Source organism: Yersinia aldovae ATCC 35236 (assembly GCF_000173735.1).
GTDB classification, from domain to species: Bacteria; Pseudomonadota; Gammaproteobacteria; order Enterobacterales; family Enterobacteriaceae; genus Yersinia; species Yersinia aldovae.
Genome location: NZ_ACCB01000010.1, coordinates 95,362 through 116,583, shown reverse-complemented (window position 1 = coordinate 116,583; position 21,222 = coordinate 95,362). Strand labels below are relative to the sequence as shown.

Below are 21,222 nucleotides of genomic sequence, written 5' to 3'. Positions count from 1 at the left end.
GTAAGTGATTCGGGTAAACGAGTGCAGTCAACACACCTGCGGCTTGAAAGATGACGGGTATAATTACTGGCGATTATCATTCGCCTGACGCAATAATGAACGGCTCTCCATCAAGAAGCGCTCCGCATAATCACCAAACCAACACTCAACTTTCTGGAAACTTTGCACAAAGGCTTGTTTGTCATTTTGCTCAAGCAAGGTGATCGCCTCACCAAAGCGTTTATAGTAACGCTTGATCAGCGCCAGATTATCTTCCGACGACATAATAATATCAGCGTACAGTTGTGGATCTTGTGCGAATAGCCGCCCCACCATTGCCAATTCCAGACGATAGATTGGCGAAGAAAGCGCTAACAGTTGTTCGAGTTGCACATTCTCCTCGGCCAAATGCAGCCCATAGGCAAAAGTCGCAAAATGCCTTAATGCCTGAATGAACGCCATATTCTGGTCATGTTCGACCGCGCTGGAACGATGTAATCGCGCGCCCCATACCTGCAACTGCTCGAGCAGCCACTGATAGGCTTGCGGGTCACGCCCATCGCAATACACCACAACCTGCTTCGCCAGGCTGCCAACATCTGGCCCAAACATCGGGTGTAGGCCGACAACTGGGCCATCATGAGCGGCTAGCATCGCTTGCAACGGCTTATTTTTGACTGAAGCAAGATCCAGCAAAATACAATCTGACGGCAATTTAGGTAACCGGCCAATCACTTCTTCCGTGATATGAATCGGTACGCTGACAATCACCATCCCGGCATCTGCCAGAATAGATTCAGCCTGCGGCCAATCGTCGTGTTCCAGCGTTTTTATCTGATAACCGGACAGTGTGAGCATTCGGCTAAATAAGCGCCCCATCTGCCCTTCACCACCGATGATAACCACCGAGCGCAATTGTGGGCACAGGGTTTTAAAACCTTTATCATTTTCGCTGGTATAAGACTCACGCATCACCCGGCGCAATACATCTTCAATCAAATCAGGGGGTACGCCTAAAGCCTCTGCCTCTTGCCGACGTGAGGCCAGCATTGCGGCCTCACGGTCTGGAACATAGATAGGCAAACCATAGCGGCTTTTTACTTCACCGACTTCTGCCACCAAATGCAGGCGTTTTGCCAGCAAATCCAATAGTGCTTTATCGACTTCATCAATTTGATCACGTAAAGCGGTCAGTTCAGCCACCATACTTACTTTTCCTTTACAGTCCGTGTCGCCAGCGCTGAACGCAACGCCTGGCGCATACCGCGTAACAGGGTCTCGGTGCTTTCCCAGTCAATACAAGCATCGGTTACTGAAACACCGTAGCGCATATCGGCACGAGGTTGCTCAGATGACTGATTACCCTCATGGATGTTACTTTCCAGCATCACACCCGTGATAGAACGATTACCCGCCTGAATCTGTTCAACCACAGATTCAGCAACCGCAACCTGACGACGGTAGTCTTTATTCGAATTACCATGACTGCAATCTATCATTAAGGATGGAACGAGTCCTGCATCCTGCATCTGTTTTTCACACTGAGCGACATCTTGTGCGCTGTAATTAGGTGTTTTACCACCGCGCAAAATCACATGACCATCTGGGTTGCCCTGAGTTTGCAGTAGGCAAACTTGGCCCGACTGGTTAATCCCCATGAAGCGGTGTGGCATAGCGGCGGCGCGCATCGCATTGATAGCAGTGCCCAAACTGCCGTCAGTACCATTCTTAAACCCAACTGGCATGGATAAACCTGAAGCCATTTCACGGTGAGTTTGCGATTCGGTGGTGCGCGCACCGATTGCCGACCAACTAAACAGGTCGCCTAAGTATTGCGGGCTATTCGGGTCCAGAGCCTCCGTTGCCAATGGCAATCCCATACCGACTAAATCCAGCAATAAACGACGGGCAATATGTAAACCCGCTTCCACATCAAAGGAACCGTCCATTGCCGGATCATTAATGAGACCTTTCCAGCCTACCGTGGTTCGTGGTTTTTCAAAATAGACTCGCATAACGATATACAGGCTATCACTCAATTGTGCAGCGAGGGTCTGCAAACGACGCGCATAATCCAGAGCGGCATCCACATCGTGGATCGAGCATGGGCCGCACACCACCAATAGGCGTGGATCGCGTCCCTGAACAATGTCAGCAATGGTTTTGCGTGCGGTTGCAATCGCATACTGATCATTGGCGCTCAATGGAAACTGGTTTTTCAGTTCTTCCGGCGTTATCAGTATTTGTTCAGCACTGATATGGACATTATTGAGCGCATCTTTTTGCATGATCATATTCTTTACCTGTCTCTGTTTAGCGGATGTCATTTTGCGTATTTATCGTTTGAGAGCTTTACAATACCATGACGTGTAAAGTTTTCAATCCATAAGTGTAAATAAATAATTACCACCGAGTTTACAGGCACATTTCAGTCTAACGTTTGCGGTAAGTCTCAGTTTACACCGATGGTCTCAACCTCCCTCGAAGGCCATGATAAAATGCGAGAAATTTGTGGAGGCTATATGTTAAGAGTCATCATCGTCGACGATGAACAACCTGCGCGTGAAGATTTACGCGAGAGATTAAGTGAAGAACAGGATATTGAGATCGTCGCCGAATGTAGCAACGCACTGGAAGCCATCCCTGCAATCCAGCGCCTACAGCCTGATGTCATATTTCTCGACATCCAGATGCCCAGAATAAATGGCCTGGAGCTGGCATCAATGCTGAATCCCGACAACATGCCACATATCGTTTTTGTCACAGCTTACGACGAATATGCCATTCGTGCTTTTGAAGAACACGCCTTTGACTATCTGTTAAAACCACTCGACCAGCAGCGGTTAGCCAAAACGCTAGCTCGCCTCAGAAGAGGTCTTTGTGTAAAAAATAATTTACAAAAAATCACAGAACCGATGCTGCGCCATATTCCTTGCTCTGGTCACAATCGTATCTTTTTACTCAAAATTGAGGAGGTGGAATATCTCAGTTCTGAGCTAAGTGGGGTGCATGTCATCGGAACGGTGCAATCCGGCTATACCCAGTTATCACTCAAAACTCTGGAAGAAAAAACCCCTTTTGTTCGCTGTCACCGGCAATATATGGTCAATACCGAGCAGTTAGGAGAGATTCAGTTGATGGACAATGGCTCCGCAGAAGTGATCACCCGTTCCGGTAAACATATTCCTGTCAGCCGTCGCTACCTGAAACCCCTAAAGGAAAAGTTGGGGATTAGCTGAGGGTTGGCAATCCCATAAGTTACGGACTATTGATAATTTAAAACCACAATGTAACGATAAATACATTTCGTTAGATAATTAACACATTAAAACAAAACAATATTAATACATTATTTTTACATTTTAACTTTTATATATCCTTAATTTTCCGGCATACCACTTTATTTAATTAGAAAAGTCAGCATGGCGATAAAAATAGAGGCAGCTCTCAGATTTAATTAATTACATAACTCAACAATACTCCCTTGATATTAGCCCAAATTTAATCAATGCAATTTATTCTCTGATAGAGAAAGACGAATAAGAGCCATACTCATTGCTTAAAAAAAGCAAATACCACACTGAATTTCATTCATGTCGGAAGCAAGGGAACGTTATGATAACACTGCAATTTATAATTATAATCCTCTGTCTATTACTGGGGACTCGCTACGGTGGTATGGGGCTAGGGTTAATAAGTGGTATTGGCCTCTTTATTCTAACCTTTATCTTTGGCCTCGAACCCGGTAAACCGCCAGTCGATGTCATGCTGACAATATTAGCCGTTATTGGTTGTGCTGCTGTATTACAAACTGCCGGTGGCTTAAATGTCATGATGCAATTTGCTGAACGATTATTACGAAAACATCCTCAGCACATTACGCTATTAGCTCCCTTCACAACCTGGTCATTAACCTTTTTATGCGGCACCGGGCATGTTGTTTATACCATGTTCCCTATTATTTCTGATATTGCCATTAAAAAAGGCATTCGCCCGGAACGCCCAATGGCGGTGGCATCAGTTGCCTCGCAAATGGCAATTACCGCATCCCCGGTATCGGTCGCGGTGGTGTCATTAGTATCAATTATTGGTGCCAATCATGGTATCGGCCATGCATATAGCATTCTGGAAATTTTAGCCGTATCAGTCCCAGCCTCTTTGGTCGGGGTACTGATGGCCGCATTATGGAGCCTTCGCCGCGGCAAAGATTTAGATAAAGATCCTGATTTTCAGGAAAAAATCAAAGACCCAGAACAGCGCGCTTTCATCTATGGCTCAACAGATACGTTATTGAATCAGGTTTTCCCAAAACAAGCTTATTGGTCGACCTGGATATTCTTCGCAGCTATCGCAATCGTAGTATTGCTTGGTGCCTTTGCTGATCTGCGCCCTGCATTTGAAGTTAAAGGTAAAATGCAATCATTGTCGATGAATCTGGTTATTCAGATGATGATGTTAATTGCCGGCGCAGTTATTCTTATTGGCTGTAAAGTTAAACCCAGCGATATCTCTAATGGTGCGGTGTTCAAAGCAGGTATGGTCGCCATATTCTCTGTATTCGGTGTTGCCTGGATGAGTGATACCTTCTTCCAGGCCCATATGGGTGAATTGAAGTTGGTATTAGAAGATGTGGTGAAGAGCCAACCGTGGACCTATGCCATTGTACTGTTCCTGGTATCCAAACTGGTAAACAGCCAAGCTGCGGCACTCGCAGCCATTGCACCGATGGGCTTACAGTTAGGTGTTGACCCTAAAATGCTGATTGCATTCTTCCCGGCGGCCTACGGTTACTTTGTTTTACCGACTTACCCAAGTGACCTTGCCTGTATCGGTTTTGACCGCTCCGGAACAACTAAAATTGGTAAATTCATTATTAACCACAGTTTTATCATTCCAGGTCTTATTGGCGTCATCTGTTCTTGTATTACCGGTTACCTGCTGGTAACGACGTTTATGTAATAGCGATTATAAAACCTCAGAGGCCGATTTATTTCGGCCTTTTTCATTTATTTCCAACTATTATCTGGCGATAAAGTCAATTATTGACATAAAAAGGTGGAGTATTTCGATGGTATATTCACCTCATTAACAATGATATCAACCGAGTGCTGCCATAGTTTATTATCGTTTTATGTTCTTTCACTTCAAAACACACTTTCCCTTTATTACATTTTAAGAATCAACTCATTGGAAAATGACAGTTGTTATAATTAATTATTTAATCGGAAATATCTTCTGAATAACTTTTATCACACCTGATACAATGCGGGCCGCATCACAACATCGTTTTTTCACCATAGGCCTATTATGTTCTCTTTGCGTCATACCAGGGCGTTGCCGTTTTATCTCAGCACACTCGCGTTATCTCTTTTCAGCACTTCTGTTCTTGCTGATGGGACTGTTTTTACTGCCTTAGACGATCCAGCCACAGCCAAAAAGAGCTTCGATGGTACCGTTGAAGCAGGCTATACCGCACAGTCAGGCAATACCACCAACTCGACATTGACCGCTAACTCAACCTTAACCTGGTTCCAGCCTAACACCGCTTATAGTTTGTGGGGAGCGGCCCGTAATACCAGTGCTAACAATGAGCGCTCTTCCGAACGTTATCAGTTAGGTGGCCGTACTCGCTACAATCTGACTGATCGTAACTATCTATTTGGGCAAGCCAGTTGGTTGAGTGACCGTTATAACGGTTTTGATTCCCGCTCTGTTTTAACCACGGGTTATGGTCGTCAGATTATGACCACACCACTGCATAATCTGCGGGTGGAATTTGGTCCGGGCGTTCGCCATGATGAGTTTTATGGCGGTGGACGTGCGACGAAAGCATTGGCTTATGGCGGTGCAAACTATACTTATCAACTGACCGATAATACGGTGTTCAGTGAAGGTGTTTCTGCATTAGCAAACGAAGAAACGACGTTGAACTCCGAAACGGCGTTGAATGTTGCTATCAATAAAAGTTTCGCATTACGCCTGGCTTATGTCGTGACCTACAACACTAAGCCACCTGCCAGTGCACCAAAAAATACTGATACCACAACATCGGTAACTCTGGTTTACGGCCTCTAATCATTATCTATAGCGTGGTGTGATGCCACGCTAATTCCCTCTGATATCCCTTCTATTTATCTTCTATACCCTAAATAATTCGAGTTGCACAAAGGCAGCAACGGAGTAAACCCCCTGGAGCTTGCACGAGTAAGTGACTGGGGTGACAAATCTGCTGGGAGCAGATTTGAACGCGGCTCGCAGCGAAGGCAACTAACGCATATGCAGCTTGAAGTATGACGAGTATAGGAATAAAAAAAGGGGTTAGCACATGGCTAACCCCTTCATAACTATTAACTTTTGGATGAAGCCTGAGCTGTACCTTAGTTAGTGCGGTTAAGGCGCTCTTTGATACGAGCAGACTTACCAGTACGCTCACGCAGATAGTACAGTTTCGCTTGACGAACGGCACCACGACGTTTCACAGTAATGCTGTCGATTACTGGGGAGTGAGTTTGGAATACACGCTCAACACCTTCGCCGTTGGAAATTTTACGAACGGTGAACGCAGAATGCAGACCGCGGTTACGAATAGCGATAACCACGCCCTCGAATGCCTGCAGACGCTTTTTAGAACCTTCAACAACCCATACCTTAACTTCCACGGAATCACCCGGACGGAATGCAGGCACGTCTTGCTTCATCTGCTCTTGTTCGATTTGCTTGATAATATTGCTCATAATAAGTCTCTTACCCTAGGTAAACTGATATATCAGGAAGTTGGCACGCGGCACAACATTCCTTTCATAGTTCTGTTGCTTCAGGGCTTGTGTTCCCGTTGGAACTCAGCCAGCAACACCATTTGCTCGTCAGTCAGAGCTAGGCTTTCCAGAAGTTCAGGTCTTCTAAGCCAGGTACGGCCCAGCGACTGCTTTAAGCGCCAGCGACGAATCTCGGCATGGTTACCCGACAGCAAGACTGGCGGTACTTCCATCCCTGCTAACACCTCAGGACGAGTGTAGTGTGGGCAATCCAGCAATCCATCAACAAAGGAATCTTCCTCCGCCGAAGCCTGATGACCTAGTACACCCGGAATAAACCGGGAGACTGAATCTATCAGCGTCATTGCTGGCAGCTCGCCACCGCTGAGAACGTAATCACCAATTGACCATTCTTCATCAATTTCGGTTTTGATTACGCGCTCATCAACGCCTTCGTACCGACCACACACCAGAATCATCTTCTGATTGGTAGCCAGTTCGCAAACACCCTGTTGGTCCAGTTTGCGCCCTTGAGGTGACAGATAAATCACCTTTGCTCCCTCGCCTGCCGCTGCTTTTGCTGCATGGATGGCTTCCCTTAGCGGTTGCACCATCATCAACATCCCCGGGCCGCCACCATATGGGCGGTCATCCACGGTACGATGCCGATCGTAGGTAAAGTCACGAGGACTCCAACACTGCACGCTCAGCAGGCCATTCTTTACTGCCCGGCCAGTCACCCCGTAATCGGTTATTGCGCGGAACATCTCGGGAAACAGGCTAATAACACCAATCCACATTGTTTTGTTCCACTCATTTTTGCCGTTTAATTCGGAGGTCAAAAACCAGGATCCCAATCTACTTCAACACGTTGAGCAGTGAGATCGACTTTCTTGATAACCTGCCCATGAAGAAACGGGACCAACCGCTCCTTCATACCGAATGCATCTTTCAGGTTTGCCTTCACTACCATCACATCGTTAGAACCGGTTTCCATCATATCGATGATTTTGCCCAGTTCGTAACCCGTGGTTGTTACTACCTGACAACCCATAAGGTCTTTCCAGTAGTAATCATCCTCTTCTAGTGTGGGTAGTTGCTTGGAATCTACGATAATCTCGCAATTAGTCAGTAAATTCGCGGCATCCCGATCGTCAACATCTTTAACTTTGATGATCAGATCTTGACTGTGGCGCTTCCAGTCTTCCAACTCGACATGCTGCCACTTACCACCCTGCTGGATAAACCACGGCTGGTAATCAAAAATGCTTTCGGCGTTCTCGGTGGATGAAAATACTCTGAGCCAACCGCGAATGCCGTAAGTTGAACCCATTTTACCGAGAACAATCGGCTGTTCGGGAACCACTGGATTGAGTTGCTTGCTCATAAAATAACCACCACCGCGACAGATTAAGCTGCTTTCTTAGCGTCTTTGATCAGCGCAGATACGCGATCAGAAACTGTTGCACCCAGGCCAACCCAATGGTTGATACGATCCAGGTCCAAACGCAGAGCTTCAGCCTGACCAGATGCGATCGGGTTAAAGAAGCCTACACGTTCGATGAAACGGCCGTCACGAGCATTACGGCTGTCAGTCACTACTACTTGATAGAACGGACGCTTTTTAGCGCCGCCACGAGCCAAACGAATTGTTACCATAACATCCTCATTAGTTAATAAAACAACTGGACCCCATCGGGGAACGGGGTCCAGTTGCAATATAAAAAGCCCGAAAATTTTACTCATTTTGGCGCAAAAAGCAATCTAAAGCGTAGATTCCTATGCGCTCACTTTGGAATGAGTACAATTTTCTTCGTTTACCGCCATTTTCAGCGGGAAATCTTTGCTCATCATACGCCGGTTAGCACCACTGCGTAAAATGATGTTTAGCGCCCTGGGAAACCCGGTGGCATCATACCTTTCATGCCACGCATCATTTTGGCCAGGCCGCCATTTTTCATTTTCTTCATCATGCGCTGCATGTCATCAAACTGCTTGAGCAAGCGGTTAACATCCTGCACTTGCACACCAGAACCAGTGGCAATACGGCGCTTACGTGAACCTTTGATGATTTCTGGCTTGGCGCGCTCTTTCGGCGTCATCGAGTTGATGATGGCCTCCATCCGCACGGTCACTTTATCATCCATCTGCGATTTCACGTTATCTGGCAACTGGCCCGCACCCGGCATTTTACTTAACATGCTGGCCATACCGCCCATATTGCGCATTTGCTTTAGTTGATCCAAGAAGTCATTGAGATCAAAGCCATCACCTTTTTTCAGCTTGGTGGCCAGTTTTTCCGCTTGCGCACGGTCAACTTTGCTTTCGATATCTTCAATCAGGGAGAGTACATCGCCCATCCCCAGAATACGTGAAGCCACACGATCGGGGTGGAAAGGTTCAAGCGCATCTGACTTTTCACCGACACCGAGGAATTTAATCGGCTTGCCAGTAATATGACGAATCGACAGCGCAGCACCACCACGGGCATCACCGTCAACTTTGGTCAACACCACGCCGGTGAGCGGCAGTGCTTCATTAAATGCTTTCGCTGTGTTAGCCGCATCCTGACCGGTCATGGCATCCACGACAAACAGAGTTTCAACCGGGTTAATCGCGGCATGAATCTGTTTGATCTCGTCCATCATCGCTTCATCGACGTGCAAACGACCGGCGGTATCGACAATCAGAACATCATAAAACTTAAGTTTTGCCTGTTGCAGGGCACGATTGACGATATCAATCGGTTTTTCCTGTGCATCAGACGGGAAGAAATCAATGCCAACACCCTCAGCCAGGGTTTCCAACTGCTTAATCGCCGCAGGGCGATACACGTCAGCGGAAACAACCAGCACTTTTTTCTTCTGTTTTTCTTTAAGGAACTTACCCAGCTTGGCCACACTGGTGGTTTTACCCGCACCTTGCAGACCAGCCATTAACACCACGGCTGGCGGTTGGGCGGCCAGATTCAGTTCGTTATTGACCTCGCCCATCGCGGCGATAAGTTCATTTTTAACGATTTTGACGAATTCCTGCCCTGGCGTGAGGCTTTTATTCACCTCATGCCCGACAGCACGCTCTTTTACCCGGTTTATAAAGTCACGAACCACCGGCAGAGCCACGTCAGCTTCCAGTAACGCCATGCGCACTTCACGCAGCGTTTCTTTAATATTTTCTTCTGTCAGCCGGCCACGGCCGCTGATATTGCGCAGTGTGCGCGATAATCGATCAGTTAAGTTCTCAAACATCGTCTCATACTCAACGTGGAAACAGGCCGCTCTGGCGACACAATGGGGGGATTATAACACGAAGCTTAAACGATCTCTGCCCTCAAGTCTGAGAACGGTTGGAGAGGAACGCGCTCAACGCTATACTGGCTATCTAATTCACTTAGCCGATGCTTAATATACCGCTATGCCTGTGTTCTCCATTTTGGCTTTGATCGCTTATTCACTCAGTCTGGGGTTGATTATCCCAAGTCTGGTGCAGAAAAACAGTGCTTACCGGCGATTAGCGCTGGTTTCTGCCGTCGTGGCGCTAGTGTGCCATGCTATTGCCCTAAAACATCAGATTTTTGATGTCGGCGGCGGACAAAATCTGACGTTATTGAATATCGGCTCAATCGTTGGGCTAATGATCTGCACTATCATGACCATTGTCGCCTCACGGGGACGTGGCTGGTTCTTGCTGCCCATTGTTTATAGCTTCGCTATGATTAATTTGGCACTGGCCAGCTTGCTACCCGGTGAGTTTATTACCCATTTGGAAGCCAGCCCCGAGATATTTGTTCACATTGGATTGGCGCTGTTTGCCTATGCAACACTTATCATCGCAGCTCTCTACGCGTTGCAGTTAGCCTGGCTCGACTATCAGTTAAAGAATAAAAAACTGACATTTAATGCTGACATGCCGCCATTAATGAGTATTGAGCGTAAGATGTTTCATATCACCCAGATTGGGGTGGTATTGCTAACACTGACGTTATGTACCGGTTTACTTTATATGGACAATATATTCAGTAAAGAAAATGTCCATAAAGCGGTGTTATCGATCATGGCCTGGTTTGTCTATATTGTTTTATTATGGGGCCATTATCACGAAGGCTGGCGCGGGCGCAGGGTTATTTGGTTTAGTTTTGCTGGCGCATTTCTGCTTACGCTGGCTTATTTTGGTAGCCGTTTGGTTCAGGAAATCATGGTTAGCTGATACATGTAACAGATGCCATCGTTAGTTACCCCGGCCACAGCCACTAGCTCATGGCCTGTTGAACTGGCAAGGTCCTCACCGTAATAAGGAACACTGCGTTGGATCACGTATCAACTAGCACGCTGATCATCATTCTGGTCATTATGGTCGTGGTTTCGGCGTATTTTTCTGCTTCCGAAACCGGCATGATGACACTTAACCGTTATCGTCTGCGACATCTCTCAAAACAAGGTAATCGAGCCGCTCGCCGGGTTGAAAAGCTACTACGCCGCCCCGATCGCCTAATAAGCCTGGTATTAATTGGCAATAATCTGGTCAATATTCTGGCTTCAGCATTGGCAACAATTGTCGGTATCCGCTTATATGGCAATGCCGGGGTCGCCATAGCCACCGGCGTATTAACTTTTGTGGTGCTTATTTTTGCTGAAGTGATGCCAAAAACAATTGCCGCCCTTTATCCTGAGCGCGTCGCCTTCCCCAGCAGCGTTTTGCTGGCTCCGTTACAAAAAATCATGATGCCACTGGTGTGGTTGCTCAATACCATCACGCGGATACTGATGCGTCTATGTGGTATTAGAGGGAATGTGCACAGCAGTGATGCGGTTAGCAAAGACGAATTGCGCAGTATTGTGAATGAATCACACTCACAAATATCCCGTCGTAATCAGGACATGCTGATATCGGTACTGGACCTGGAAAAAGTGACGGTTAGCGACATCATGGTGCCACGCAATGAAGTTGTCGGCATTGATATCAGTGATGATTGGAAGTCTATTATGCGGCAACTGACGCACTCACCTCATGGCCGCATCGTGTTATATCGCCAATCACTGGACGATGCCATCGGGATGCTGCGCGTACGAGAAGCTTATCGGCTCATGACCGAGAAAAAGGAATTCAATAAAGAGAACCTGTTGCGGGCAGCGGATGAAATCTACTTTATTCCCGAGGGCACGCCTCTGAATGTTCAGTTGGTTAAATTCCAACGGAATAAAGAAAAAGTTGGCATGATTGTCGATGAATATGGTGATATTCAAGGGTTAGTTACCGTTGAGGATATTTTGGAAGAGATCGTCGGTGACTTCACCACCTCCATGTCTCCTAGTCTGGCAGAAGAGGTCAATCCACAGAGTGATGGTTCGGTACTCATTGATGGGAGTGCCAGTGTGCGGGAACTGAATAAAGCGTTCAATTGGTCGCTACCTATTGATGCCCGTACTATCAACGGCATGTTACTGGAAGAACTCGAAGAAATCCCGCAAGTACACGCTCAGGTGCGGATAGGCAGTTACATTATTGATGTACTGGATGTTCAAGACAATATGATTAAGCAGGTGCGGGTAAAACCGATGGCTAACGGTAATAATTCTGAATAATCACCAGCCACACACTTTGCTGGACGAATAAAAAAGACGCCTTATCAGCGTCTTTTTTGCATTTCTCTTTCCAAAACTAGATATGTAGCTCAGCCAGTTTTGTTTCCGATAGCGCCAGTTTTTTACTGTCGTTAATACCCACACCTTGGTCAATAATCCTTTTGGCAATCACCTGCGCTTCTTCCAACGAATGCATATGATAAGTGCCACACTGATACTCATTCAGCTCAGGGATTTTCCGCTGGTCGGTTACCTGCAACACATCAGCCATTGCCGCTTTCCAGGCATCTGCGACACGTTGCTCATCTGGCGTACCAATCAAGCTCATGTAGAAACCCGTTCGGCATCCCATCGGCGAGATATCAATAATTTCCACACCATTACCATTGAGGTGGTCACGCATAAAACCGGCAAACAGATGTTCCAGCGTATGAATTCCTTTCTCTGGCAACACGTCTATATTCGGTTTACAGAAGCGTAAATCAAATACCGTTATCTCGTCACCATGAGGCGTTTTCATCGTCTTAGCAACACGTACAGCCGGCGCCTCCATGATGGTATGGTCTACGGTAAAGCTATCCAATAATGGCATTTAGTCGCCTCCTCATAAAAAAATAATTTTTTATCTGATCTTTTTTCGCAACCCGTGAAACTTTTTCGAATACTGAACGTCTTAATAGGTGAAAGACGCGCATTTGTTATCATCATCCCTGTTATCAGAGATGTTAATTTGGCCACAGTAATGTGGCCTTTTCTTTTTACTGACCGCCGTGAAGCACCAAATACTCTTCAAAGCTTAGCTTATCTTTAAGTTCCAGCTCACGTTGACGCAGCCAAGAAGCAGTCCCCTCTTCGGATAATTGCTCCTCAGTTAGTAATTCCAACGGTTCACTTTGCAGCATTTCCCTGTAGCGCTCCGCTAACTCAAGGCCAACACCGCCAATACCGCCTTCTTTCATCGTTTGCAGAATTCGTGCAGAGAACGTCAGGCTCGGATCATCAAAATATGCCACAAGCTCATCACAAACCTGTTGATATTCAGTGCTATTTTTGCCATCCAAGACTTCTGCAACCCGGCGCAAATCGGCAAACAGATCTTTTCCGACCTGTTGTAACGGCTCTCGGGTATCGTTACATCCCTGGCCGATAGTCTGCCCCGGTTTACGTCCTTCCAAGATGACCCGATTCCAGTTCTTACGGGTACACAGCAGCTCATCACTGCTCATTTCAGGCGCATCCGCCAGCACACACCAGATCAAGAACAGATCGAGGAAGCGCGCTTGTACCGCATCCACACCAATCGGTGAGAATGGATTGATATCCAAGGAACGGACTTCAATATATTCAATACCGCCACGCAACAAAGCATCAGATGGGGATTCGCCAGCACGGGTAACCCGCTTAGGTCGGATAGGGGCGTACAGCTCATTCTCAATCTGCAATACATTGGTATTCAGTTGCAGATGGCGCTCACCGTCTTTTAGCCCCAACGCTGCATATTCTTCTGATGGCGTGTGGATCGCACGCTTCAGCCCATCGACATAGGTATGCAGGTCATTAAACGTGATACCCAAATTGCTTTGTGATTTATTGGTATAACCGAGATCACTGAGGCGCAATGACGTCGCATACGGTAAATAACACATCCCTTCATCATTACGTTCAAACGGTAATGCGGTTTCACGCCCTTGCAGGAATGATGAGCAAATCGCCGGGGAAGCACCGAACAGATAAGGAATAACCCAGCCAAAGCGATAATAATTGCGGATCAGGCGGAAATAACCCGCTGATATCTCTTCTTTGCCACTTTTCTCATCGGTAACACCGGCCCATGCCTGCCAAAATTCCAGCGGCAAAGAGAAGTTATAGTGCACACCGGAAATAGTTTGCATCAACGCACCGTAACGGTTTTTTAAGCCCTCACGGTAAAGTGTCTTGAAGCGACCAATGTTAGAAGAGCCATATTTAGCCAGCTCAATATCCTGCTCGGCCCCAATAAAGCAAGGCATACTCAGTGGCCACATGCGTTCATCACCCAGCTTACGTGCAGTGTAACGGTGAATATCACGTAAGAAAGTCAGTAAATGGTCAATATCACCATCCACCGGAGTAATAAATTCCAGCAGTGCCTCAGCAAAATCAGTGGTAATCCATTGGTGTGTCAGGGCAGCACCCAATGACTCCGGGTGGCCCGTCGAGGCTAATTGGCCATCGGCAGTCACTCTCAATGTTTCCCGCTCGATACCGCGGCGGATCCCTTTCAGGGCTTTAGGGTGCGCTTCCAGCCAAGTCAGCGCGTGTGATACATCCGGGATCAAATCGACCTCCCGCTCTTGAAAACCATAACTCGCCAGCATACTGAAACTGCATAGATGTGACTACGTAAGTTTGTCACACGCTTTACTGCCACCAGGCGATTCCTTGTAACGTAATTACCGTTAACACGATATAACGCAACGCTTTTCCCAGACACAGAAAAAAAACCACAAGACCCCAGGGCATTCGCAACCAGCCTGCCAACACACACATCAAATCGCCTACTATCGGTAGCCAGCTCAATAACAGAGCCGCCGGGCCAAAGCGCTGGAGCCAGCCAAGTGCTGTGCTCATCCCACGCTGTGACTTTAGTTCCGGTAATAAACGGCCTATAACAATATTTGTTAGCCCCCCCAAGGTATTTCCGACAGTGGCAGATAACACCAGCATAATAGCCGGCGCACTGCTTGCCGTTAATAGGGTGACTAATAGAATTTCAGAACTTCCCGGTAAGAGCGTCGCACTGAGAAAGCTGCTGCCAAATAATGAAGCAACAGCCAGCGTGCTACTCACAGCAGACGCACATCAACAGCCGCCATATTTGCTCGCCTCGCGGCCTCGATACCAAAATCAGCATCTTCAAAGACCACACATTGTTCCGCTCTTACGCCCAATAATGCCGCGCAACGTAAAAATGTCTCGGGTTCGGGCTTATGTTGGGTAACATCATCAGCACCGACGATAGCATCAAAATACTTGCGCAGACCTAGATGGCGTAGAAGCAGCTCAGCCATAGCATGTTCGCTTCCGGTGCCTACAGCCATAGGTTTACGCCCATGATAGGCTTTCACCACGTCTATGAGCGGCAGAGGCTTCACATTGTCCAACAGCATCGTTTTCACCAATGCGGTTTTCTCTGCTGCCAGAAAATGTGGGTCCAAATCTGATTGATGATTGGTAATAATTACATGCGCAATCTGCCAGGTTGGTGAACCATTTAGCGCAACCATCGCCTGTTCATCAAAATGCATACCGTAAGGCTTTAGCACCTGCCGCCATGCCTGCCGATGGGTAGACTCGGTATCCAGAATGGTGCCATCCATATCAAAAATCAGGCCCTCATAGCGATCGTACATCGTAGCCCCAAGACCATGAATAAAATGAAAAGCTACTTTATCGCAAACTAACTAAATTGTCGCTCATTGTATAATCAATTGAATTTACTGAATAAAGAATAAGGAAGGCTAAATGAAGTTGCTATTTGATATAGGAGAAACCAATGAATTGAAGTGTTGATTGCAAGATAACAGAATTCAGGTATTTCGCTTTTGCGGGGTGATAGGGAGAAAGAGGCAAAGGCCATAAAGCAGAAAACCCCGCCGTAGCGAGGTTTCATAATATGGTGCACCCAGGAAGATTCGAACTTCCGACCGCTCGGTTCGTAGCCGAGTACTCTATCCAGCTGAGCTATGGGTGCGATTTTTATTTCTAATTTTACGGGGGCGTTTCACAAAGTGAAACTTAACAACAAGATGTATGACCTAGAAGATGGTGCACCCAGGAAGATTCGAACTTCCGACCGCTCGGTTCGTAGCCGAGTACTCTATCCAGCTGAGCTATGGGTGCAATTTAATTCTTTGACACTACCTGATGTTCATTTGACTATTTCACCATACTGCAAAATATGGTGCACCCAGGAAGATTCGAACTTCCGACCGCTCGGTTCGTAGCCGAGTACTCTATCCAGCTGAGCTATGGGTGCATAGTAAATGGCGGTGAGGGAGGGATTCGAACCCTCGATACAGCTTTTGACCGTATACTCCCTTAGCAGGGGAGCGCCTTCAGCCTCTCGGCCACCTCACCATACGCTTCTTTCGATTTGTACCTAACTTGCTTTTGAAGAAGCTCATCGGCACTGCGTGGCGCACATATTACTTTCCCGCACTTATAAGTCAAACAATTTTTCCCAACTCACGTTTATTTGCGCAATTCCCACACAACATGACCAGTTTGACGCCAAAAAGAGTGTTTTATCAACAGGCAAGATTGCATTTTATCAGATATCGCAAAACAGAGAAAAAACAGAAATGATGCAGAGCACGGTGATTAAGCAGCGAAAAAGGATAAATCGTCACGGCCACGGGATGTTAAAAAGAGGAAGAAACGGTGAAACGGGGATAATAAAGAGACTGTAATTAAAATTGTGTATCTGCCTGTTTTTGATATGTTCACTCCAACAATGGAGACAGGCAAATTATGGACGAAAAGAAACTCAAAGCGCTCGCTGCTGAACTGGCTAAAGGCCTTAAAACCGAAGCCGATCTCAATGCGTTTTCCCGCATGCTGACGAAATTAACCGTCGAAACGGCGCTGAATGCTGAATTAACTGATCACCTCGGCCATGAGAAAAATGCCCCAAAATCAGGCTCGAATACCCGCAATGGCTATTCATCCAAAATGCTGTTGTGCGATGATGGCCAGATTGAACTGAGCACACCACGTGACCGTGAAAACACCTTTGAGCCTCAGCTCATCAAGAAAAACCAGACACGTATCACACAGATGGACAGCCAGATTTTATCCCTGTACGCCAAAGGCATGACCACGCGCGAAATTGTCGCCACGTTCAAAGAGATGTACGATGCGGTTAAAGAACAGGTGACAGAGTGGCAAAACCGACCTCTGGACGCACTGTATCCCATTGTTTATCTTGACTGTATCGTGGTGAAAGTTCGTCACGGTGGCAGCGTGATTAACAAAGCCGTATTCCTCGCGCTGGGCATAAATACCGAAGGCCAGAAAGAGCTGCTGGGTATGTGGCTGGCCGAAAATGAAGGGGCGAAGTTCTGGCTCAGTGTGCTGACCGAGCTTAAAAACCGGGGGCTTCAGGATATACTGATTGCCTGTGTGGACGGCCTGAAGGGTTTCCCGGATGCGATAAACAGCGTTTATCCTCAGACACATATCCAGCTCTGCATTATCCATAGGGTGCGTAACAGCCTGAAATACGTGTCGTGGAAGGACTATAAAGCCGTCACCGGCGGGCTGAAAGCTGTGTATCAGGCTCCGACAGAAGAAGGCGCGCTGATGGCGCTGGATACGTTCGCGGATGCCTGGGACGATAAATATCCGCAAATCAGCAAAAGCTGGCGTGCGCACTGGGAAAATCTCAACACCTTCTTCGGCTACCCGCCCGATATCCGCAAGGCCATCTACACCACGAATGCCATCGAGTCGCTGAACAGCGTGATCCGACAGGCGATAAAGAAACGGAAAGTGTTCCCGACAGATGACTCAGTGCGAAAAGTTATTTATCTGGCGATCAAGGATGCTTCGAAAAAATGGAGTATGCCGATCCAGAACTGGCGGCTGGCGATGAGTCGTTTTATTATCGAGTTCGGTGACCGCCTGAGCGATCACCTTTAATACGTTGGCAGTTACACAGAATTATGGACAGGCTCATAATAAACAGCAGTAGCGCCTCGTGTAACACGAGACGCTGCTTCAAAATCAGTAAGTCGTCGGTTGAGACTTTTCTGCTTGGATGCGCTGGTAGATTTCTTCACGGTGAACAGAAACCTCTTTCGGAGCATTTACACCAATTCGAACCTGGTTGCCTTTAACCCCTAATACAGTAACCGTAACCTCATCGCCAATCATGAGTGTTTCACCAACTCGACGAGTCAGAATAAGCATTCTTTGCTCCTTGAAAAATTAAAAGAGTCGGGTCTCTCAGTTTCCCCGCCATTATCCATCATACACCGTGAAAACGTAAGCTATCACATTCACATAAAATGTAAGTAGCTTGGTCGAGTCTCTAACTAATACAAGTTTAGCTGAAGCAAACAACTTTGCGTTTAACTTTGTTTTCGAACTATGACAGGAAAATCGAAAAACGCCATACCTGGTACAGAGATATGGCGCATTGATTTAATAGATCATTATTTATTTACAACCGAGACGCTACCCATGCCTCTACGCTCGCTAATGCTGATGGCAATGCTTGCACATCAGTACCGCCAGCCTGAGCCATATCAGGGCGTCCACCACCTTTACCGCCTACCTGTTGGGCAATATCAGCGATTAGCTCACCCGCTTTCACTTTGCCCGTCAGATCTTTGGTCACACCAACAATCAAGCTCACCTTATCGTCTGCGGCCGTTGCCAGAACAATAATGGCTGAACCCAGTTGATTTTTAAGATCATCAACCATAGTCCGCAGCATTTTTGGTTCAACATTATCCAACTGACTGACTAACAGCTTCGCCCCTTTGACCAATTTAGCGCTGGAAGACAAAGACGCACTTTCCTGAGCTGCCTGCTGATCTTTTAGCTGTTGGAGTTCACGTTCAAGCATTTTACTGCGATCCAGCACCGCACGAACTTTATCTGCCAGATTATGGGTATCACCTTTCACCAGATGAGCAACATCCTGTAGCAGGTCACTTTGCTGATGTAGTTGCGCAATAGCACCTTCACCGGTCACCGCTTCAATACGACGGATACCCGCAGCCGTTCCTGACTCTGACAAGATACGGAACAGACCAATATCACCGGTACGGCTGGCATGGATACCACCGCAAAGTTCGGTAGAGAAATCGCCCATAGTCAAAACACGAACCTGGTCGTCATACTTCTCGCCAAACAGTGCCATCGCACCTTTTTCTTTCGCAGTATCCAGTTCCATAACTTCAGTTTCAACTGGCAAGTTACGGCGAATCTGCTCATTCACCAGATCTTCTACCTGACGGATCTGTTCTGGCTTCATCGCTTCAAAATGAGAAAAGTCGAAACGTAGATATTTGTCATTAACCAACGAACCTTTCTGCGCCACATGCTCACCCAAGGTCTTACGTAGAGCTGCGTGCAGTAAGTGAGTTGCTGAGTGGTTCAGGCGAATGCGATTACGGCGAGCGACATCCACTTGAGCGTCAACACTGTGATTAACCCGCAAAGTACCTTGAGTCAATTGGCCCAGATGACCAATAGCCTGGCCGTATTTCTGAGTGTCCACCACAGTAAAGACCGCAGTCGCATTTTTCAGTTCGCCTTTATCGCCAACCTGACCACCAGACTCACCGTAGAATGGCGTTTGGTTCAGAACAACAACGGCCTCTTCACCTGCATGAATCTCATCAACAGCTTCACCATTGCGGAACAACGCAGTCACGGTTGCCTGCTGATGAACATGGTCATAGCCCGAGAACTGGCTTGCGCTATCGACGCGGATTAAGCTGTTATAATCGGCACCGAAACCGCTGGACTCACGGGCTCGGCGGCGCTGAGCTTCCATTGCTTGCTCAAAGCCAGCTTCATCCACTTTCAGATTGCGCTCACGGCAAACATCAGCGGTTAAATCAACCGGGAAACCGTAGGTGTCATACAGGCGGAAAGCGGTTTCACCATCAAGGGTATCACCGGTCAGTTTGCTAAGTTCTTCATCCAGCAGGGCTAAACCGCGTTCCAATGTGCGAGCAAACTGCTCTTCTTCGGTTTTCAGCACTTGCTCAACCATTGCCTGTTGCTGTTTTAGCTCATCAGCGGCAGGCCCCATAACGGCGATTAATGGCGCAACCAACTTGTAGAAGAAAGTCTCTTTCGCACCCAACATATTTCCGTGACGAATGGCACGACGAATGATGCGACGTAAAACATAGCCACGGTTTTCATTCGACGGAATTACCCCATCAGAAATCAGGAAAGCACAAGAGCGGATATGGTCGGCAATGACTCTCAGCGATTTGCTGGAAAGGTCAGCCGCACCCGTAACTTCCGCTACCGCTTTAATCAAATCGCGGAACAGGTCAATTTCGTAGTTGGAGTTAACATGTTGTAATACCGCAGCAATACGCTCAAGCCCCATACCGGTATCAACCGATGGCTTAGGCAATGGCAGCATGGTGCCATCAGACTGGCGGTTAAACTGCATGAAGACGATGTTCCAGATCTCGATATAGCGATCACCATCTTCTTGCGCAGAGCCTGGAGGCCCACCCCAAATATGGTCACCATGATCAAAGAAAATCTCTGTACATGGGCCGCAAGGACCGGTATCCCCCATTTGCCAGAAGTTATCTGACGCAAAAGCACCACCTTTGTTATCACCGATACGAATAATACGTTCACAAGGAACACCAACTTCGTTAGCCCAGATTTCATAAGCTTCATCATCGGTTTCATAGACGGTTACCCAAAGTTTTTCTTTCGGTAAGTTAAACCACTGTTCGCCGGTCAATAATTCCCAGGCAAAACTGATAGCATCATGTTTAAAGTAATCACCAAAGCTGAAGTTACCCAACATTTCGAAGAATGTGTGATGACGCGCGGTATAACCTACGTTTTCCAGATCGTTATGCTTACCACCTGCACGCACACAGCGCTGAGAAGTGGTTGCACGAGAATAGGCCCGTTTGTCCAAACCTAAGAAAACGTCCTTAAACTGATTCATCCCCGCATTGGTAAACAATAGCGTCGGGTCATTATTAGGAACCAAAGAGCTGCTTGATACAACCTGGTGTCCCTTGCTATGGAAGAAATCGAGAAACGCTTGACGAATCTCAGCGGTGCTCTTGCTCATAATTGCCCCGGAAACAAGCTAAAAGAATGGCCCGTAAGCATATTGCGTATCAATAATTGATAGCGCCGTGGGT

Annotated in this window: 19 protein-coding genes and 4 tRNA genes; 6 read left to right on the top strand and 17 right to left on the bottom strand. The window is 47.1% G+C overall.

Annotated features, from left to right (window positions below; translation table 11 throughout):
- Positions 1 to 63: 63 nt before the first annotated feature.
- Both tyrA and YALDO0001_RS06910 read right to left on the bottom strand, forming a co-directional pair.
- Entirely contained in the window at positions 64 to 1,185 is a 1,122-nt protein-coding gene (gene tyrA, locus YALDO0001_RS06915; RefSeq protein WP_004701292.1) for a bifunctional chorismate mutase/prephenate dehydrogenase, read from the bottom strand.
- 2 nt (positions 1,186 to 1,187) lie between these two features.
- Positions 1,188 to 2,267 carry a 3-deoxy-7-phosphoheptulonate synthase gene (locus YALDO0001_RS06910; protein ID WP_042548682.1) on the bottom strand — a complete coding sequence of 360 codons (1,080 nt, stop codon included), beginning with the start codon at positions 2,265 to 2,267 and terminating at the stop codon, positions 1,188 to 1,190.
- Between the two features lie 234 nt (positions 2,268 to 2,501).
- Between YALDO0001_RS06910 and btsR the strand changes: the two genes are divergently transcribed.
- From btsR to YALDO0001_RS06895, 3 genes are all read left to right on the top strand, one after another.
- Positions 2,502 to 3,218 (top strand): two-component system response regulator BtsR, encoded by a 717-nt coding sequence (gene btsR, locus YALDO0001_RS06905; RefSeq protein WP_004701288.1) that lies wholly within the window; start codon positions 2,502 to 2,504, stop codon positions 3,216 to 3,218.
- A gap of 376 nt (positions 3,219 to 3,594) precedes the next feature.
- On the top strand, positions 3,595 to 4,938 hold the full coding sequence (locus tag YALDO0001_RS06900) for an anaerobic C4-dicarboxylate transporter (RefSeq protein ID WP_004701287.1): 1,344 nt from the start codon (positions 3,595 to 3,597) through the stop codon (positions 4,936 to 4,938).
- Between the two features lie 348 nt (positions 4,939 to 5,286).
- Positions 5,287 to 6,054 (top strand): DUF481 domain-containing protein, encoded by a 768-nt coding sequence (locus tag YALDO0001_RS06895; RefSeq protein WP_004701284.1) that lies wholly within the window; start codon positions 5,287 to 5,289, stop codon positions 6,052 to 6,054.
- 302 nt (positions 6,055 to 6,356) lie between these two features.
- Here the strand turns inward: YALDO0001_RS06895 and rplS are convergent, their stop codons facing one another.
- The 5 genes from rplS to ffh form a co-directional block, all read right to left on the bottom strand.
- Positions 6,357 to 6,713 (bottom strand): 50S ribosomal protein L19, encoded by a 357-nt coding sequence (gene rplS, locus YALDO0001_RS06890; RefSeq protein WP_004393427.1) that lies wholly within the window; start codon positions 6,711 to 6,713, stop codon positions 6,357 to 6,359.
- An 80-nt stretch (positions 6,714 to 6,793) separates the two neighbouring features.
- Positions 6,794 to 7,534 carry a tRNA (guanosine(37)-N1)-methyltransferase TrmD gene (gene trmD, locus YALDO0001_RS06885; RefSeq protein ID WP_004701281.1) on the bottom strand — a complete coding sequence of 247 codons (741 nt, stop codon included), beginning with the start codon at positions 7,532 to 7,534 and terminating at the stop codon, positions 6,794 to 6,796.
- 38 nt (positions 7,535 to 7,572) lie between these two features.
- Positions 7,573 to 8,121, bottom strand: coding sequence for a ribosome maturation factor RimM (gene rimM / locus YALDO0001_RS06880; protein WP_004701280.1), 549 nt, complete (start codon positions 8,119 to 8,121; stop codon positions 7,573 to 7,575).
- A gap of 23 nt (positions 8,122 to 8,144) precedes the next feature.
- A complete protein-coding gene (gene rpsP, locus YALDO0001_RS06875; protein WP_042548681.1) occupies positions 8,145 to 8,393 on the bottom strand; it encodes a 30S ribosomal protein S16 in 249 nt (82 codons plus the stop codon).
- 227 nt (positions 8,394 to 8,620) lie between these two features.
- A complete protein-coding gene (gene ffh, locus YALDO0001_RS06870) occupies positions 8,621 to 9,982 on the bottom strand; it encodes a signal recognition particle protein (protein WP_004701276.1) in 1,362 nt (453 codons plus the stop codon).
- A 166-nt stretch (positions 9,983 to 10,148) separates the two neighbouring features.
- Between ffh and YALDO0001_RS06865 the strand changes: the two genes are divergently transcribed.
- Together YALDO0001_RS06865 and YALDO0001_RS06860 are read left to right on the top strand one after the other, a co-directional pair.
- The gene (locus YALDO0001_RS06865; RefSeq protein ID WP_004701274.1) at positions 10,149 to 10,940 is read left to right on the top strand and encodes a cytochrome C assembly family protein; all 792 of its coding nucleotides are present in this window, start codon (positions 10,149 to 10,151) and stop codon (positions 10,938 to 10,940) included.
- Between the two features lie 98 nt (positions 10,941 to 11,038).
- Positions 11,039 to 12,316, top strand: a complete 1,278-nt coding sequence (locus YALDO0001_RS06860; RefSeq protein WP_042839521.1) for an HlyC/CorC family transporter — start codon at positions 11,039 to 11,041, stop codon at positions 12,314 to 12,316.
- A 76-nt stretch (positions 12,317 to 12,392) separates the two neighbouring features.
- Here the strand turns inward: YALDO0001_RS06860 and luxS are convergent, their stop codons facing one another.
- From luxS to YALDO0001_RS06820, 8 genes are all read right to left on the bottom strand, one after another.
- Positions 12,393 to 12,908 (bottom strand): S-ribosylhomocysteine lyase, encoded by a 516-nt coding sequence (gene luxS, locus YALDO0001_RS06855; protein WP_042839519.1) that lies wholly within the window; start codon positions 12,906 to 12,908, stop codon positions 12,393 to 12,395.
- 166 nt (positions 12,909 to 13,074) lie between these two features.
- On the bottom strand, positions 13,075 to 14,673 hold the full coding sequence (gene gshA / locus YALDO0001_RS06850) for a glutamate--cysteine ligase (RefSeq protein ID WP_004701268.1): 1,599 nt from the start codon (positions 14,671 to 14,673) through the stop codon (positions 13,075 to 13,077).
- Between the two features lie 43 nt (positions 14,674 to 14,716).
- Positions 14,717 to 15,145 carry a YqaA family protein gene (locus YALDO0001_RS06845; protein ID WP_042839518.1) on the bottom strand — a complete coding sequence of 143 codons (429 nt, stop codon included), beginning with the start codon at positions 15,143 to 15,145 and terminating at the stop codon, positions 14,717 to 14,719.
- A complete protein-coding gene (gene yqaB / locus YALDO0001_RS06840) occupies positions 15,142 to 15,708 on the bottom strand; it encodes a fructose-1-phosphate/6-phosphogluconate phosphatase (protein ID WP_004701264.1) in 567 nt (188 codons plus the stop codon). Before yqaB ends, YALDO0001_RS06845 begins: the two co-directional genes overlap by 4 nt.
- 264 nt (positions 15,709 to 15,972) lie before the next feature.
- Positions 15,973 to 16,049: transfer RNA gene (locus YALDO0001_RS06835), tRNA-Arg, on the bottom strand.
- 72 nt (positions 16,050 to 16,121) lie between these two features.
- Positions 16,122 to 16,198: transfer RNA gene (locus YALDO0001_RS06830), tRNA-Arg, on the bottom strand.
- Between the two features lie 59 nt (positions 16,199 to 16,257).
- Positions 16,258 to 16,334 (bottom strand) — tRNA-Arg (locus tag YALDO0001_RS06825).
- 8 nt (positions 16,335 to 16,342) lie between these two features.
- Positions 16,343 to 16,435, bottom strand: a tRNA-Ser gene (locus YALDO0001_RS06820).
- A 393-nt stretch (positions 16,436 to 16,828) separates the two neighbouring features.
- Between YALDO0001_RS06820 and YALDO0001_RS06815 the strand changes: the two genes are divergently transcribed.
- Positions 16,829 to 17,998 carry an IS256 family transposase gene (locus tag YALDO0001_RS06815; protein WP_004701261.1) on the top strand — a complete coding sequence of 390 codons (1,170 nt, stop codon included), beginning with the start codon at positions 16,829 to 16,831 and terminating at the stop codon, positions 17,996 to 17,998.
- Positions 17,999 to 18,082: 84 nt separating this feature from the next.
- Here YALDO0001_RS06815 and csrA read toward each other — a convergent pair whose 3' ends face one another.
- Together csrA and alaS are read right to left on the bottom strand one after the other, a co-directional pair.
- A complete protein-coding gene (gene csrA, locus YALDO0001_RS06810) occupies positions 18,083 to 18,268 on the bottom strand; it encodes a carbon storage regulator CsrA (RefSeq protein ID WP_002209449.1) in 186 nt (61 codons plus the stop codon).
- 253 nt (positions 18,269 to 18,521) lie between these two features.
- A complete protein-coding gene (gene alaS / locus YALDO0001_RS06805; protein ID WP_042839517.1) occupies positions 18,522 to 21,149 on the bottom strand; it encodes an alanine--tRNA ligase in 2,628 nt (875 codons plus the stop codon).
- Between the last annotated feature and the right edge of the window lie 73 nt (positions 21,150 to 21,222).

Bases quoted from the DNA above. Each gene is read 5' to 3' on its own strand.
- tyrA (WP_004701292.1), bottom strand. From the start codon at position 1,185: ATGGTGGCTGAACTGACCGCTTTACGTGATCAAATTGATGAAGTCGAT.
- YALDO0001_RS06910 (WP_042548682.1), bottom strand. From the start codon at position 2,267: ATGCAAAAAGATGCGCTCAATAATGTCCATATCAGTGCTGAACAAATA.
- btsR (WP_004701288.1), top strand. From the start codon at position 2,502: ATGTTAAGAGTCATCATCGTCGACGATGAACAACCTGCGCGTGAAGAT.
- YALDO0001_RS06900 (WP_004701287.1), top strand. From the start codon at position 3,595: ATGATAACACTGCAATTTATAATTATAATCCTCTGTCTATTACTGGGG.
- YALDO0001_RS06895 (WP_004701284.1), top strand. From the start codon at position 5,287: ATGTTCTCTTTGCGTCATACCAGGGCGTTGCCGTTTTATCTCAGCACA.
- rplS (WP_004393427.1), bottom strand. From the start codon at position 6,713: ATGAGCAATATTATCAAGCAAATCGAACAAGAGCAGATGAAGCAAGAC.
- trmD (WP_004701281.1), bottom strand. From the start codon at position 7,534: ATGTGGATTGGTGTTATTAGCCTGTTTCCCGAGATGTTCCGCGCAATA.
- rimM (WP_004701280.1), bottom strand. From the start codon at position 8,121: ATGAGCAAGCAACTCAATCCAGTGGTTCCCGAACAGCCGATTGTTCTC.
- rpsP (WP_042548681.1), bottom strand. From the start codon at position 8,393: ATGGTAACAATTCGTTTGGCTCGTGGCGGCGCTAAAAAGCGTCCGTTC.
- ffh (WP_004701276.1), bottom strand. From the start codon at position 9,982: ATGTTTGAGAACTTAACTGATCGATTATCGCGCACACTGCGCAATATC.
- YALDO0001_RS06865 (WP_004701274.1), top strand. From the start codon at position 10,149: ATGCCTGTGTTCTCCATTTTGGCTTTGATCGCTTATTCACTCAGTCTG.
- luxS (WP_042839519.1), bottom strand. From the start codon at position 12,908: ATGCCATTATTGGATAGCTTTACCGTAGACCATACCATCATGGAGGCG.
- gshA (WP_004701268.1), bottom strand. From the start codon at position 14,673: ATGCTGGCGAGTTATGGTTTTCAAGAGCGGGAGGTCGATTTGATCCCG.
- yqaB (WP_004701264.1), bottom strand. From the start codon at position 15,708: ATGTACGATCGCTATGAGGGCCTGATTTTTGATATGGATGGCACCATT.
- YALDO0001_RS06815 (WP_004701261.1), top strand. From the start codon at position 16,829: ATGGACGAAAAGAAACTCAAAGCGCTCGCTGCTGAACTGGCTAAAGGC.
- csrA (WP_002209449.1), bottom strand. From the start codon at position 18,268: ATGCTTATTCTGACTCGTCGAGTTGGTGAAACACTCATGATTGGCGAT.
- alaS (WP_042839517.1), bottom strand. From the start codon at position 21,149: ATGAGCAAGAGCACCGCTGAGATTCGTCAAGCGTTTCTCGATTTCTTC.